The organism is Guopingia tenuis (assembly GCF_014384805.1).
Classification (GTDB): Bacteria; Bacillota; Clostridia; order Christensenellales; family Christensenellaceae; genus Guopingia; species Guopingia tenuis.
Map to the genome: position 1 here is coordinate 211144 of NZ_JACRSS010000003.1, position 15071 is coordinate 226214.

Annotated in this window: 16 protein-coding genes and 1 pseudogene; 13 read left to right on the forward strand and 4 right to left on the reverse strand. The window is 54.1% G+C overall.

Going from position 1 to position 15071, the window contains the following annotated elements; all coding sequences use genetic code 11:
- The first annotated feature begins 28 nt into the window (after positions 1–28).
- The 9 genes from H8693_RS07605 to H8693_RS07645 all read left to right on the forward strand — a co-directional run bounded on the left by H8693_RS07605 (position 29) and on the right by H8693_RS07645 (position 6363).
- The gene (locus H8693_RS07605; RefSeq protein WP_002586626.1) at positions 29–796 is read left to right on the forward strand and encodes a class I SAM-dependent methyltransferase; all 768 of its coding nucleotides are present in this window, start codon (positions 29–31) and stop codon (positions 794–796) included.
- Between the two features lie 171 nt (positions 797–967).
- Positions 968–1390: a sigma-70 RNA polymerase sigma factor region 4 domain-containing protein gene (locus H8693_RS07610; protein WP_002586616.1), complete on the forward strand. Its 423-nt coding sequence runs from the start codon at positions 968–970 to the stop codon at positions 1388–1390.
- Positions 1383–1595: a helix-turn-helix domain-containing protein gene (locus H8693_RS07615; protein WP_002586615.1), complete on the forward strand. Its 213-nt coding sequence runs from the start codon at positions 1383–1385 to the stop codon at positions 1593–1595. The genes H8693_RS07610 and H8693_RS07615 overlap by 8 nt, the downstream gene beginning before the upstream one ends.
- A 550-nt stretch (positions 1596–2145) precedes the next feature.
- Positions 2146–2547 (forward strand): plasmid mobilization protein, encoded by a 402-nt coding sequence (locus H8693_RS07620; protein WP_008980720.1) that lies wholly within the window; start codon positions 2146–2148, stop codon positions 2545–2547.
- On the forward strand, positions 2519–4132 hold the full coding sequence (locus tag H8693_RS07625; protein ID WP_136890944.1) for a relaxase/mobilization nuclease domain-containing protein: 1614 nt from the start codon (positions 2519–2521) through the stop codon (positions 4130–4132). The genes H8693_RS07620 and H8693_RS07625 overlap by 29 nt, the downstream gene beginning before the upstream one ends.
- A 274-nt stretch (positions 4133–4406) precedes the next feature.
- Positions 4407–4568, forward strand: a complete 162-nt coding sequence (locus tag H8693_RS07630; protein ID WP_195494817.1) for a hypothetical protein — start codon at positions 4407–4409, stop codon at positions 4566–4568.
- Complete coding sequence (locus H8693_RS07635) at positions 4565–5326, forward strand: replication initiator protein A (RefSeq protein ID WP_087988641.1); 762 nt, start codon at positions 4565–4567, stop codon at positions 5324–5326. Before H8693_RS07630 ends, H8693_RS07635 begins: the two co-directional genes overlap by 4 nt.
- Positions 5323–6156 (forward strand): ATP-binding protein, encoded by an 834-nt coding sequence (locus H8693_RS07640; RefSeq protein WP_087988642.1) that lies wholly within the window; start codon positions 5323–5325, stop codon positions 6154–6156. Before H8693_RS07635 ends, H8693_RS07640 begins: the two co-directional genes overlap by 4 nt.
- Before the next feature lie 12 nt (positions 6157–6168).
- Complete coding sequence (locus H8693_RS07645) at positions 6169–6363, forward strand: transposon-encoded TnpW family protein (protein WP_087988643.1); 195 nt, start codon at positions 6169–6171, stop codon at positions 6361–6363.
- Between the two features lie 90 nt (positions 6364–6453).
- Here the strand turns inward: H8693_RS07645 and H8693_RS07650 are convergent, their stop codons facing one another.
- Positions 6454–6822 carry a DUF4180 domain-containing protein gene (locus tag H8693_RS07650; RefSeq protein WP_087988644.1) on the reverse strand — a complete coding sequence of 123 codons (369 nt, stop codon included), beginning with the start codon at positions 6820–6822 and terminating at the stop codon, positions 6454–6456.
- Between the two features lie 252 nt (positions 6823–7074).
- Between H8693_RS07650 and H8693_RS07655 the strand changes: the two genes are divergently transcribed.
- Both H8693_RS07655 and H8693_RS10815 read left to right on the forward strand, forming a co-directional pair.
- Entirely contained in the window at positions 7075–8691 is a 1617-nt protein-coding gene (locus tag H8693_RS07655; RefSeq protein ID WP_118101863.1) for a recombinase family protein, read from the forward strand.
- Positions 8692–8712: 21 nt separating this feature from the next.
- Positions 8713–8802: pseudogene (locus H8693_RS10815) on the forward strand (Maff2 family mobile element protein); the annotation flags it as partial.
- A gap of 327 nt (positions 8803–9129) precedes the next feature.
- Here the strand turns inward: H8693_RS10815 and H8693_RS07660 are convergent.
- The 3 genes from H8693_RS07660 to H8693_RS07670 are packed head-to-tail and all read right to left on the reverse strand — an operon-like array spanning position 9130 to position 10683.
- On the reverse strand, positions 9130–9492 hold the full coding sequence (locus H8693_RS07660) for an SdpI family protein (protein WP_249280483.1): 363 nt from the start codon (positions 9490–9492) through the stop codon (positions 9130–9132).
- 19 nt (positions 9493–9511) lie between these two features.
- The gene (locus tag H8693_RS07665) at positions 9512–9940 is read right to left on the reverse strand and encodes an acyl-CoA thioesterase (protein WP_178619914.1); all 429 of its coding nucleotides are present in this window, start codon (positions 9938–9940) and stop codon (positions 9512–9514) included.
- On the reverse strand, positions 9928–10683 hold the full coding sequence (locus tag H8693_RS07670) for a DUF5131 family protein (protein ID WP_249280484.1): 756 nt from the start codon (positions 10681–10683) through the stop codon (positions 9928–9930). Before H8693_RS07670 ends, H8693_RS07665 begins: the two co-directional genes overlap by 13 nt.
- Positions 10684–11137: 454 nt before the next feature.
- Between H8693_RS07670 and H8693_RS07675 the strand changes: the two genes are divergently transcribed.
- Complete coding sequence (locus H8693_RS07675; RefSeq protein ID WP_249280485.1) at positions 11138–13141, forward strand: hypothetical protein; 2004 nt, start codon at positions 11138–11140, stop codon at positions 13139–13141.
- Positions 13142–13150: 9 nt separating this feature from the next.
- Entirely contained in the window at positions 13151–14422 is a 1272-nt protein-coding gene (locus H8693_RS07680) for a DNA polymerase Y family protein (protein WP_249280486.1), read from the forward strand.
- Positions 14423–15071: the final 649 nt, after the last annotated feature.

Genomic DNA, 15071 nt, shown 5'->3' on the forward strand with positions numbered 1-15071 from the left:
CAACAATCAGAAGTTATGGAGGGTAACAATGGAATATAGTAAGGAAGATTTAATGGAAGCAAAAAAGCAAATTTGGGGAGTGGGAGAGAACATGGGAACAGAGGAAAGTAAAAAAATCTGGGAGGAGAACGCACAATTTTGGGATAATGCAATGGGTGACGAATCTAATGAATTTCACAGAGAGGTAGTGCGTCCCAAAGTAACGGAACTTCTATCTCCTAATCCTGCGGATTACATTTTGGATATTGCGTGTGGCAATGGAAATTATTCTTCGTATCTTGCACAAAGAGGCGCTTCGGTTGTCGCTTTTGATTACAGCAAAAAAATGATAGAATTGGCTAAAAGACGGCAATCACAATATGCAAAACAAATTGAATTTTGTGTGGCGGATGCGACCGATAGAAAAAGTATATTAGAATTAAAAAGAAATCGAGCCTTTACGAAAGCAGTTTCTAATATGGCAATTATGGATATTACGGATATTGAACCACTTCTTATGGCTGTTTATGAACTGTTGCAGGAAAGCGGAATTTTTGTCTTTGCAACGCAACACCCTTGTTTTGTCACGTTGACTGAAAAATATATGACACCGCACAGTTACTATGATATAGCGATTGAAGGGCAACCGAAAGAGCAGATTTATTATCATCGTTCCATACAAGATATTTTTAACCTTTGTTTTAGAGCTGGATTTGTCATTGATGGATTTTATGAAGAATGTTTTAAAACCAACAAAGAAATTCCTATGGTAATGATAGTAAGGCTTAAGAAGGTAAAACGTGATAGCTTAAAATAAATTCAAGTTTGTCGGGTAAATAGCAAACCCAGCCGAGCCAGTCAACGGTCAAGATGAACGGCGCATATGCGCAGCCGTTGACAGCCCCGCCCGCCTTTGCTGGTAGGCAATCAAGGGGCGACAGCAAGAAGTGCCACCGCCCCGCACTATTATTCAGAAAGGGGAATTTCCATGACCGACCAGATAGCCTATCAAGAATATATCCAGCGCAGGTACAACGCCTTTTGCAAGACTGTTATCCGCTGTGCCGCCTTGGACAAGATTTTGAAGCTTAAACGGCAATGGGAACGGCAAGTTTCCCTTGACTATCTGATGAACGAGAAGTTTGTCCAGTTTGCCGCGTCGGAGCCGGACGAGGAATACCCATTTACCGTCTGCGGTCAGACCGTCCTGCTCTGCAACGCCGCCCTTGCCGACGCGATCTCTGTTTTGCCGGAGCAGACGCGGGAAGAAATCCTGCGCTATTACTTTCTGCGCCAGCCGCAGCGCGTGATCGGCGCGTGTATTGGCCGGTCACGCAGCACAGCGGGGCGGCATATCCAGCTTGCCTTGCAGCGGCTACGCGAAGAAATGGGGGTGAGCCGGTATGAGTAGACTTCTCCCCTATGAAACAATCCTCAAAGCCCGTGAGGGCGACCCAGAAGCCGTGAACGCTGTCCTGCTCCACTACGCCGGATATATCCGCTATTTCTCAAAAGTGAACGGGCAGGTCAACGCCGAGGTGGAGGACTATGTAAAGCAGCGGTTAATTGACTGTCAATTCAAGTTCCGGCTTGACGAACCACCGGACAAGTCATAAAAACTGAATACCAGCCGCCACCGACGCGGCCAGCGAAAGCAGTAAGTCTTGAAAAAGATTTACTGCTTTTTTTGTTGTCCGGCTCCGCTCCCGGCCATTTTGCCCCCTGCCGGTTGTAGTAGTAAGCGAGGAGGGAATTTTTCTGCCCTGGTGTTTGGCATTTGGAGCATTTACCCGTAGTAGAGGGCAAAGAGAAAGGATTTCTCCAACACCGGGTAGAAACCACTGCGTCCGGTGTCATTTTAGCGAAAGCGGGCAGGAATGCCCTTTACAGGATTAGTAGTAGCAGAAAAAGAGAAACAAACTTTTGTGGTTGCAGTTTTCCAAAAAAGTGGCGGACGGAAGTGAGAGAAAGTTTGCAGTCACGGAGAGCAAGTATCGACCAGTGTACCAAATTTCGCTTTTCGCTCATTTGTCCCCCGGTCAGATACTTGTTGGGGTTGCCACCCCAAACCCGCCTTTTGCGGCTTGCGCCGCTGAAAAAACTTGCCCCAATACTTGTGTTTTAGATAAAAATTGTCCGTTGCAGTTTGAAAGGAGTTGAGCCACCATGCCACACAAAACCTACAACACCCCCAAGCGGAAATGTGTTGTCAAGACCCGTCTGACCGAGGACGAGCGCAGAGCCTTTGAGGACAAATGCGCCGCCCTCTCCATGAGCCAGTCCGAGTATATCCGGCAAGCCGTTTTTTACAGCCGGATTTCTCCTGTTATCCGGGTGACTGCCCACAGCGAAGAAATGCTCACCGCCATATCTTCCCTTGTGGCGCAGTACGGGAAAATCGGCAGCAACCTGAACCAGATCGCCCGGTATCTCAACGAATACGGCGCACCCTACAACGCCCTGTCCAGTGAGGTGAGAGCCGCTGTTTCCGACCTTGCCGCCCTCAAATTCGAGGTGCTGAAAGTGATAGGTGAAGCCTATGGCAACGATCAAGCATATCAGCTCTAAAAATGCCGACTACGGAGCCGCCGAAGCCTATCTCACCTTTGAGCATGACGAGTTTACCATGAAACCCACCCTTGATGAAGCCGGGCGGCTCATTCCCCGGCAGGACTACCGGCTGGACACGCTGAACTGCGGGGAGGAAGATTTTGCCCTGTCATGTATCCGGGCAAATCTGCGGTACGGCAAGAACAGCAAACGGGAGGACATCAAGAGCCACCACTATATCATCAGCTTTGACCCACGGGACGCAGCCGACAATGGCCTGACCGTAGACCGGGCGCAGGCGTTGGGGCTGGCCTACTGCAAAGAGCATTTTCCCGGACACCAAGCCCTTGTCTGTACCCACCCGGACGGGCACAACCATAGCGGCAATATCCATGTGCATATTGTCATCAACAGTCTGCGGATTGCCGAGGTGGAGCGCAAGCCCTACATGGACAGGGCAAGCGACACCAGAGCCGGGAACAAGCACCGCTGTACCGCAGCCGCCATGCGGTATTTCCGCAGCGAAGTCATGGAGATGTGCCACCGGGAGGGGCTTTACCAGATCGACCTCTTGAACGGCAGCCGAAACAAAGTGACCGAGCGTGAATACTGGGCGAAGCGCAAGGGGCAAGCCAAGCTGGACAAGGAAAACGCTGTGCTGCTTGCCGAGGGTATCGCACCCCGACAGACCAAGTTTGAAACCGACAAAGGCCGTTTGCGGCAGACCATACGCCAAGCCCTTGCCACCGCCGCCAGCTTTGACGAGTTTTCCGCTCTCCTGTTGCGGGAGGGCGTGACCGTTAAGGAGAGCCGGGGGCGGCTGTCCTATCTCACGCCGGACAGAACAAAGCCCATCACCGCCCGGAAGCTGGGGACGGACTTCGACAAGGCCGCTGTCCTTGCTGTTTTCCAGCAGAACGCCCATAGAGCAGCCGCAAAGATGCAGGACAGACAGGAACACCAGCCGCAGCTTACTAAGGGCATACAGCGGACAAAACCCGCCCAAATCACCCCGAACCCTGACAGCCCGCAGCGGCTTGTAGATATAGCCGCCAAGCGAGCCGAGGGAAAAGGTATCGGTTATGAGCGTTGGGCAAAAACCTTTAACCTCAAACAGATGGCAAAGACCATGAATTTCCTTTCCGAGCATGGTTTTGCCAGCCCCGAAGAAGTGGACACAGCTTTGGAAGCCGCCATTTCCGGGCAGCACGCCGCCGGAGAAAAGCTGAAAGAACTGGAATCCAGAATCACCGCCAACAAGGAACTCATGCACCAGATCAGCGTTTACCGCAGAACCAAGCCCGCCCATGACGGGCTGAAAACTGCCAAGAAGCCGGAACGATACCGGGAAGCGTTTCATGCAGACCTGACGCTGTATGAAGCGGCGGTGCGGTATTTTCGGCAACAGGGCTTAAAGAAGCTGCCCGCCGTTTCCAAGCTGCAAGCGGAAAATGAAGCCCTGATTTCCGAGAAAAACGGGATTTACACCGAGTACCGGGAGCAGAAAGCCAGAGCCGCCGAGCTGCAAAAGGTCAAATCCAACCTTGCCGCCATGCTCCGGCAGGAACGGACAAAAGAGGTGCGTCGGGATTGGGAGCGGTAAGGGTGTTCCGTTTTGTTCCACCCCTACCCGGAAAGGGGGTTCCATTTTGGACACCCCTTTGCTATGGGAAATTGACCACTGAACTCCACCCCGAAATGATACCGAAACCGCACAAAAGCGTTCCCTATATCTGACCCTATCCGCAATACCACCTGCCTTTTTCAAGGGGCATACAGAGAGGAAAATCCCCGAAAATGACACCGAAATCATACACCAAACGCCGCCTATCCGGTTACATCGATAGAAACGGCAGAAAGGAGCCGCCATGCCGAGAATGAGCAAGAAGCGCAAGGAAGAATGGGCGTTCTTCCTCAATGAGCGCAACCGTATCACCTACAATCCTCTTTGCCGCAAGTGCCGCCGCACCTGCAAGCAGAGTTTCCGGGCTATGATCATCGAGTGCCCGCCGTTTCGCTCCAAGCGGGCGAAGCCATGAAGCCGGACAACACGCAGGAAACCATTTATGTAGGGCTGGACACAGGCTTGCCGCCCTACCTGCCATATCCCCGGTTCCTGCTGAAAATGGACATTTCCCAGACCGCCAAGCTGCTCTATGCGCTGCTGTTAGACCGCACCACCCTGTCACAGCGGAACGGCTGGCAGGACGATCAGGGCAGGACATTCATTGTCTATCCCATAGCGGAGATTGCCGAAATGCTGGATAAGGGGCAGACCGCCATCAAAGCCGCCTTGAACGAACTGGACGCAGCCGGACTTCTGGAACGGAAACGGGCGGGATTTTCCGCAGCCAACCGCCTGTATGTGAAGCTGCCGCCATTAGTTCGGATTTCCGACCCTATGACAGTCGGAAAAGCGACCCTCATAAGTGCGGAAAACCGACCTACTGATGGTCGGAAAAGCGACCTTATGACGGTCGGAAAACCGACCCCTAACAACCTTACTATAAACAACCTGATAGAAAACCAAACAATGGGAGTGAGTGGAGAGCCGCACAAACCGTTTGGCAGATATGAGAATGTTTTTCTGACCGAAGCCGAGTATGCAGAACTGAAAGCCGAGTTCCCGGACAGACTGGAACGGCTCATTGAGGAAATGAGCCGCTACCTTGCCGCCAACGGGAGAACCTACCAGAACTATGCCGCCGCCCTGCGGATATGGGCAGAGAATGACAAAAAGGACGCCCCGAAACAGGGTGTCCCGGACTACACCTGCAAGGAGGGAGAAAGTTTATGAACAAAATCGAGAATATCAATCTGCTGCCGGATACCGAGCCGGACAGCGGCGACTACACAGGCGAGGACGGTTTGCTGTACTGCGGAAAATGCCGCAAGCCCAAAGAAGCCTATTTCCCAGAGGGCAAGACGCTTTTCGGGCTTGACCGCCACCCGGCAGAGTGCGACTGCCAGAGGGCGCAGCGGATTGAGCGTGAAGCCGCCGAACAGCAGCGCAGACACCTTGACACCGTAGAGGACTTGAAACGCCGGGGATTTTCCGATACCGCCATGCGGGACTGGACTTTTGAAAACGACAACGGCAGGAACCCCCAGACCGCCGTTGCCCGGTTCTATGCGGAGCATTGGGACACCATGCAGGCCGAGAACATCGGTTATCTCTTTTGGGGCGGTGTGGGAACCGGCAAAAGCTACCTTGCGGGCTGTATCGCAAACGCCCTGATGGAGCAGAAAATCCCTGTCCGCATGACGAACTTTGCCGCTATCCTCAATGACCTTGCCGCCAGCTTCGAGGGCAGGAACGAATACATTTCCCGGCTTTGCCGCTATCCGCTGCTTATCCTTGATGATTTTGGCATGGAGCGTGACACCGCCTACGGGCTGGAACAGGTTTACAGCGTGATAGACAGCCGATACCGCAGCCGCAGGCCGCTGATCGTCACCACCAACCTGACCTTGCAGCAAATCCAGAACCCAACCGACACCGCCTATGCCCGTATCTATGACCGGCTGCTGGAAATGTGCGCCCCTGTCCGTTTTACGGGCGGCAACTTCCGCAGGGAAACCGCACAAGCCAAGCTGGAACGGCTGAAAAATCTGATGAATGAGTGAAAGGAGTAGCCTATGGCAGATTACGAACAGACCACAAAAACCAATCCCCGCCGCCCCGACTGCGTGACGAAAATCCGCATGGGCAACTCTGTCCTTGTGGTGTCCGGCTATTTCAAGCAGGACAGCACCGAAACTGCCATCGACAAAATGGAAAAAGTGCTGCAAGCCGAAGCCGCTGCTACACAGAAGCCGACTTATCCGGCATGAGCCGGGGGCATGGAAAAAGCGGCCATGCTTTGACATGGCCGCTTTCGCGTTGGGTTAATACACAACTATCCGATATGGGGATTTTATCCACTAAATGCTTTGACTTATTTTTTGAATTGCTTCTTCCTTTGTTGCAACAAAGAACACATCTTTCCCTTTATTGCTTTCAAAGATAAAGTCTTTCAGCGGCTTGCTGGTGTAATGTGAAAAATCCCCGTATATAGCGATTTTTCCACCGTAATTGATAAACTTTTGAAGAATTTCTCCCGCCAAGCCGCTGCTCAAAATGAAGAAATCTTCAATGATGTTCTTTTTATCCACGACAATATACTTTGTGCCTGCTTCGTATTTGGCAGACATAAGCAAATCAAGCGCAGAATCGACATCAGTAATAATCATGCTGTCACTTGATACGGCAACCGCAATTCCGTTGCCACAATCAATTTTTTCAAACTTCATGCCTGTACCTCCTTCAATGAATTGCAGACAAAATCCCGCATTATCGTCGCTGGTAACGCTTTTCGTATTATAGCATGAAGTAAAGGGATTTTCAATTACCGTTTTTCATGATAATCCCTATGAAAAGAACGCTCTTTTTTATAAACTATAAAGAAGCAGATTTTACACTTTTGCCGCTATACAGACAGCCGCCCCATGTGGTATGATAAAAATACGGAATAGTGGGGCTGGCTGTCGGAAACGGAGGATTTTATGTTAAGACAAGCCACCCAAAACCTGATTACCGCCCTTTATCCGAGATTATCCAAAGACGATGAACTGCAAGGAGAGAGCAATTCCATATCGAACCAAAAAAGGATACTCGAAGCCTACGCAAAACAGAACGGCTTTACCAATCTGCGCTGGTACACCGACGACGGTTATTCCGGGGCAAATTTCCAAAGACCGGGCTTTCAGTCTATGCTTGCAGACATTGAAGCCGGAAAAGTGGGAACCGTTATCGTCAAGGATATGTCAAGGCTGGGGCGAAACTACCTGCAAGTGGGGTTTTACACGGAAATGCTGTTCCCTCAAAAGGGTGTGCGTTTTATCGCTGTCAACGATAATGTGGACAGCGCAAACGGCGGCATGGACAACGATTTTACCCCGCTGCGAAATCTGTTCAACGAATGGCTGGTGAGAGATACGAGCAAGAAAATCAAGGCAGTAAAAAGGTCAAAAGGCATGAGCGGCAAGCCCGTTACCAGCAAGCCGGTTTACGGCTATGTGATGGACGAGGACGAAAACTTCATCATAGACGAGGAAGCCGCCCCGGTGGTACAGCAGATTTACCAGCTTTGCCTTGCCGGGAACGGCCCGACCAAGATTGCCCGTATGCTGACGGAGCAGCAAATCCCCACGCCGGGGACGCTGGAATATCAGCGGACAGGCAGCACCCGCCGTTACCACCCCGGCTATGAGTGCAAGTGGGCGACAAACACCGTCGTGCATATCCTTGAAAATCGGGAGTACACCGGCTGTCTGGTAAACTTCAAGACGGAAAAGCCCTCTTACAAGGTCAAGCACAGCGTAGAGAACCCCATTGAGAAGCAGGCCATTTTTGAGAACCACCATGAGCCGCTGATCGACATGGAAACATGGGAGCGTGTGCAGGAGTTACGCAAGCAGCGCAAACGCCCGAACCGCTATGATGAAGTGGGGCTGTTCTCTGGGATTTTATTCTGCGCCGACTGCGGCCATGTGCTGTATCAGCAGCGGTATCAGAACAAAGACCGCAAGCAGGACTGTTACATCTGCGGCAGCTACAAGAAGCGCACCCGCGACTGTACGGCGCACTTTATCCGCACCGACCTGTTGACCGCCGGTGTCCTGGCAAATCTTCGGCAAGTGACCGAATACGCAGCCAAGCATGAGAGCCGGTTTGTGAAACTGCTTGTCCAGCAGAACGAGATCGGCGGCAAGCGAAAGACCGCCGCAGCCACCAAGCAGCTTGAACAGGCACAGGAACGCATTGCCGAAGTGAGCCGGATTATCAAGCGGCTGTATGAGGACAATGTAAACGGCAAAATCAGCGACGAGCGTTTCATGGAACTGTCGGCTGATTATGAAGCCGAGCAAGCTGAACTGAAAAAGAGAGCCGCAGCCCTGCAAGCTGAACTGGACAAGTCGCAGGCCGCCACCGTCAACGCCGAGAAATTCATGGGCATTGTCCGCAAGCACCTTGCCTTTGAAGAACTGACCCCCACCCTGTTGCGGGAAATGGTAGAGAAAATCGTGGTGCATGAGTGCAGTTACGACGAGAACGGCACCCGCAGGCAGGACATTGAGATTTATTACAGCTTTGTCGGCAAGATTGACTTGCCCGAATAACCGCCCGACCTATCCGACACAATGGCCAAGTGCCGGATAGGAACGGCAAAATTTTTTACACTTCTAATGCTTCTTTATCACACATTAGCAAAATTTTCCGGCAGGGATCAGCCCTTCCACCCCCTCCGCTTTCCGTCGCTCAGCCCGGATTCCGAGAGCCCACAGCCCCTCTCGCGGAAGATGTTTTCCCAGCCAAATAACCGGAAGCCGATCTTGCATTCTCTCCACCGGAACCTCTGTGCGCAGGTTTTTGAAGACTGTGCCTATTATTTTGTTCCATTCTCCGGGCCCGCCGGCTGCCTTCCCCTGTTTCCCCTTGCTTTTAGGCCGCCGGCATTGTTCTTCTGCGCGTCTGCAGCGCCCAGCCTGGGATTTATATGAGATCCTCCAAAACAAAAAAACACATCCCTCCGGATGTGTTTTTGCGGTGCGGTGCAGTCAGCCTTGGTCCTTGTGTTTCAGCGCCCTTTCCACCGGGACGATCGAACCCAGCATCGCCAGAATCTGTACTCCCAGCAGCACGGCCCCGCCAATGCCCACCGCCGCCGTCTCCCGCCCCAGCAGCAACAGCATGACAGCGGCCGAGAGGAGGAGAAGCCCCCAACCCAGCCGCCACCACAGCTTTCCGCAAAGCCGCTGGGCAAAATCCCAGAGTTCCTGGCTTTTCATGGAACGGGCCGTCCGGTATCCATACAATCCGTTGATCCTCCGGGGCGGATGCTTCTGAAAAACCCATCCAAACACCAGCAGAAGCAGCGGAGTCAACAGGGCCATGCATAGCATAAAAACCCAAAAACCCATTTTTTTGTCTCCTGAAATATCATTGCGGCGTCACAACGCCCGCCAGCATTTTTTCAAAAATCTCCGGGGCAAATCTCTTGAAATTCATGGGGCGCAGTTCCCTGTTCACTATGGCGTGGGTAGTGCTTCCCGTGCAGAGGGGATGTTCCTCCCCTTCCCGCAGCACGCGATAGCCAATGACCATTTTCGCAGCGGAGATATGCGTCAAAAACGCCTCCACCACCAGCGCATCCTCATATTTTGCCGGACGGATATAGCGGCATTCCAGCGCCACAAGGGGCAGCATCGCCCCCATCTCCTCCAGTTCAGTATACGTTATCCCAATGGTCTTGATAAGATCCGTCCGGGCCACTTCAAACCAGACCGGATAGTTGGCGTGATGGGCAATCCCCATCTGATCCGTCTCCGCATAGCGGACAACAATTCTGCTTTTGCTCACGGTTCCCATGTGTCCGTTTCCTCCTTTTCCGCCTGAAAATTCAGCCCTGCCTTGCGGGCCTGCGCATGCTGCAGCCGTTTGGCGATGGTATAGCAGCGCCCATCCTTCACAAAATGCGTTCCCGTCTGTTTGAACCAGAAGGAAACGCGGCGCTCCAGGCATTGGCGATGCAGCCCCAAAATCCATTCATAGCGGCAGGTGCGCGCCGTATACCCGGATTCGCCGCCCGCCACCACTTCCTCCACCCTTTCATCCAGATAGGGCAAAAGATTGACCGGTTCCAAAAGCGGTTCGCAAATGATAACCCGGCGGCGGATGGGCATTTCCAGAAAAATCGGCAGGCGGGCATCCGCCCGATCCTGGTTTTCCACAGTGCATCCAATGCGCACGTTTTCGTATCCCGCTCCCCAGTCCTCCGGAAGCTGGACCCGGAACCGCTCGATCCGCTTGGTAATGATGAGAAAGCGCAGATCACGGCGCTGCCGGATAAAGCTCCATGCCTCGGCCCGCCACGCATCCGCCTCTTCCAAAAAGAAATCCGAGGTTCCGCAGGTGAAAACCTCTCCCGGCCCCCGGAGGCGATAGCTGCCGTCCCGCCGGCGGCGGATGGGCAGGTCAAAGGCCGTGGTTTTATATACCTGGTCGCCGTCCCGCCCCACCGAGGCATCCCGGCGATGCATATAACAGTTTTGACAGCCTGGACTCAGCTTGTGACAGCCGTGCCAGGGGTTCCAGCCCTCTCCTGCCGGCATCTCATTTCCTCCTGAAATTTCTGCTTTTCGGCCGAAAAAACGCATTTCTGCGCCATCCGGCCCATCTTTCGCCAGAGTATCCGCTCTCGCTGCCCGCCGGCGCCCGCACTTTTCTTTCATGATCCGCCGCAGCGCATCCCTGGTATCCCTCCGCCATCGGCCCGGCACATATCTCTTCCGCCAGGCCGCCGCTGCAAACCCTTCGGGAATGTGCAATCTCAGGGAATCCCTCTGCCCGGCAGTTTTTTCCGTTATATCTTCGCGAGGCGGCTTGCCGGGCAGCCGGCTCACTCCGCCCGCCATCGATGCTCTCCCCCGGGATGTTCTCTCTTTTTTTCATTGTAACAGCATCCCCCGGAAATTACAATTCCGCTTCCACAGCCTTTCCGTGCTGGAAACACACCGAAAAAAATGGTATGATAGTATTGAAAAACATTTCAGAAGGAGGTTTCCCATGCAGAATACCCAACACCGCATCCAGCTCAATCTCTTCAACTATGGCGCCAGTTATCGTCTGCTGGACGTGGTCTATCTGCTGCTCTCCATGTATATGAGCTATGTTCTCCTGGGCAATCCCCTCTTCGGCGCCGCGGTCTATATCGCCGCGATCTTTTGGATGGTCTTTTCTCAAATGGCCTCCCGCCACTCCATCTCCTATCTGAAACGTTCCACCAAGGCTTCCATGGGCATTTTGTTTGTCCTGGCGCTGGCGCTCAACGTGTGCCTGCTTATTCTCTATCCCTTTATCATGCACAGTTCTCAGAGCCTGGTCATGGTGTTTTTCGTCTTTCTTCTGGCCCTGCGCTCGGTGGTGACGGATGTCGCCCGCTGCCAGATCACGGGTTCCTGGACCCAGCGGCTGAAGAAAATGACCGCCATCCATCTGGGCTTTTTCTCCATATTCCTCTTTCCCTCTCTCCTGTTCTTTTCGGGCACCGATCTCGCCATCATCCTGCTGACGGTGGCCGGGACGGGCGTGGCCCTTGTCTATCAGCAGTCCCAAAAGCCGCATATCTATTCCCCCGCGAAAGATATGGAGGTTCTCCATGGCATTTCCTCCTTCCGCGTCTATTCCGGCATGGCCCTCTATTGCTATATCGCCTTTTATCTTGGGCTTTTATTCTATATTTTCTATATGTTCGGCTTTGCAGCCAATCTGGGCTTCAACGTCTTTTTCATCATTCTCGCCTGGATTCTCTTTGTCTGTATCGCCACCTATTTTGCCCATCGCCTGCTTGTCCGTTCCAGCCAGGGGGCACGCATCGGCGTATTTATCGGCGGCGCGGCCATGTGGATCTTTTCCTCGGTCATGCTGTTCCAGACTGAGGACGCCCTTCTGAGCGCCGCATGGAGCCTATTTTGGGGTGTGGGCCTGGCCTGCATGCACGCCGTTCTCACCTCGCTGGGCCGGGAATTCAAGCTGATTTCGGTTCTCATCGACGAGGAAATCCCCGATGCTGTCCTGACCCGCTCCACCATTACCGTTCAGAATCTGGCGCTGCTCATCTCCTCCATCATCCTGTTGGCCTTTCTCACGGCATGGAACTTCTTCCTGCCCCAATTCGGCCCGGAAACCAGCCGCTATATCCGCAGCACGGTCACCGACCTCCCCCTGGTCTTTATGATGGTGAGCATCGTATTTGCCCTGCGCCAGACCATGGACCGCCGCAACCAGCAGCGCCTGCAGGAGCTGGCCAGCGCCAAAAAAAAGAATCCCGCGCTGAAAAATACCCTGAAATCCATTCTGGTCTCCAAATACCGCAAGCGGTTCGGCGTCCGCATTTTGATGGTGGTGCTGCGTCCCTTCCTCTATCACAAGGTTCTGGGGCGGGAGCATGTCGCCGAAGAGGAGTTTCCCGCCATCTTCGTCTGCAATCACGGTGAGATCTATGGGCCTATCGTCGCCGTTTTATATCTGCCCTATTATTTCCGCCCCTGGGTAGATGAGCGCATGCTGGCAAAGGACAAAATCGTTCCGCATATGTATGAGGGAACCTTCTCCCACATGACTTTTCTGCCCAAATGCCTGCGCATGGGGCTTACCAAGCTGGTGGCCGGCGTCGTGCGCTGGGCGCTTCTTGCCTTTGATCCCATTCCCGTGGCCCGGGATAATATCAAAGGACTGGGCCGGACCTTCCAGCTGAGTGTGGATGCCATGGAATCCCAGGACAACATCCTTCTCTTCCCGGAAAACCCCTCGGCCACCGAGGACCATCGCTATGCCGAAGGGGATGTCGGCTCCTTTTTCACGGGATTTGCCCATATCGGGCGCATGTATTACCGCAAAACCGGCAAATGCCCTACTTTCTATCCCATCTTTGCGGATAAACGGCGGCGCACCTTCACCATCGGCGAGGGAATCCGCTATCAGCCGGATTCCCCGCCCCGGGAAGAAAAGCTGCGCATCGCCCGCGAGCTGGAAGCCGCCATGCAGCAAATGGCCCGGGACGAGGAATAGGGAGCGCCTATGGACCGGACAATCTTTCATTGCGACTGCAACAGCTTCTATGCCTCCGCCGAGCTTCTCTCCCGGCCGGATCTGCGGGACAAGCCTGTGGCCGTCTGCGGCAACCCGGAAAACCGCCACGGGATCATTCTGGCAAAAAACGAGGCGGCCAAGGCCTTTGGCGTGGTGACGGCGGAAACCATCGGCCGGGCGCAGGGCAAATGCCCGGGGCTCATCCTTCTTCCTGCCCATCATGAGCTCTATGCCCGGCTCTCCCGGCAGATCAACGCCATCTATTGCCGCTATACTGACCAGGTAGAGCCTTTCAGCATCGACGAATCCTGGCTGGATGTGACGGGCAGCCTCCCCTATTTCAAAAAAACCGGGCAGGAGCTGGCCGATGAACTGCGCGCAGCTGTGCGGCAGGAAACCGGCGTCACCATCTCCGTGGGGGTGAGCTTCAACAAAGTCCTTGCCAAAATGGGCAGCGACTATAAAAAACCGGATGCCACCACTCTCTTTACCCGGGAGAATTTCAAGGAGCGGATCTATCCGCTTCCGGTTTCCGCCCTGTTGTTTGCCGGCCGGGCCGCCCGCAGGGTCTTTGCCCGGCTGGGCATCGCCACCATTGGCCAGCTGGCGGGCTATCCCCGGGAGCAGCTTGTGGAGCTTCTCGGAAAAACCGGCGGAACTCTCTGGGACTATGCCCACGGCATCGACGATACGCCGGTCAAGCATTGGGGGGAGCGGGACCCCATCAAGACCATCGGAAACAGCATCACCTTCCGGCGCAACCTTCAGGGGCTTTATGATATCCGCATCGCACTCACGGCCCTGTCAGACAAGGTTTCCTCCCGCCTGATCCGCCATGGCCTCAAGTGCCGCACGCTCCAGCTGCAGATCCGGGACCCGGATTTCCGCACCATCTCCCGCCAGCGGCCCCTGCCTCATCCCACCTATCTTCAAAAGGACTTGTTTGATGCGGCTCTCTCGCTTTTGTCCTCCTCCTGGGATTTGGATAAGCCCATCCGCATGCTCTCCCTCACCGGCGCCCAGCTCGCTCCGGCGGAAGAAGCCGGCTGGGGGCAGCTCTCCCTTTTTGAGCCCCAGGCTCCGGAAGAGCTGAAAAAACGGGAAAGCCTGGAGCTGATGGTGGAGGATCTGCGCCGCCGTTTTGGGGCGGACTGCGTCACCCGGGCGTCTATCCTGCACAACGACTTGGGCATCGATACCGCGCTTTCCGGACGGAAAGGTTCCCTGGAAAGGCAGGAGCCCGGCAACACAGAGTCATAGCTCCGTCCGCCGCCATGCCTGAAAAGGGCAAAAAGCCAGCGAGTATATAAAGAAACACGCAGCGTTTCCTTCCCATCCGCCGCCTTTCCTCCCCAACATCCTCTCTCCTGGATTTGGTTTGTTCCTTCTTGCAGTGCCTTTGCCCTCTCTGCGTCCCCCGGCGTCGCCGCTCCAACAAAACACCCGCTGCGCAGAAAAATGTCTGCCGCGGGTGTTTTGTTTTATTTTTTTCGTTACGCTTCCCAAAATTCCAGAAATGCCTCCGCTTGCCCTTCTGGATTGACAAAGCGAGTGGCCTCCAGATCAAACCAGGAATATTCCAGATCATGAATCAGAATGGGAACATTTTCTCCAAAATACTCCCGGATGAAGCCCGCGGTCTGGAGACGGCGGGCGATATTGGCGCCGGCCGTCCCAGCTCAATCTCTCCCACCGGCCATTCGCCGATATATGGGCCATTCGCATCCTGGCAATCCGTCTCTTCCCGGCCAATACCGGCAATTTCCTTTTCCCGGTACCATTGAAACAGCTGCTCAGTTCGTCTCCTTCTTTAGAATCCATGAGGAATGTTTCCCCCAGCCATTTCCGGCGCGCGCAGTTCCAGCGCGCCTCCTTTCATCCTCGGGAAAGGCCGCCGCATATTCTCTTT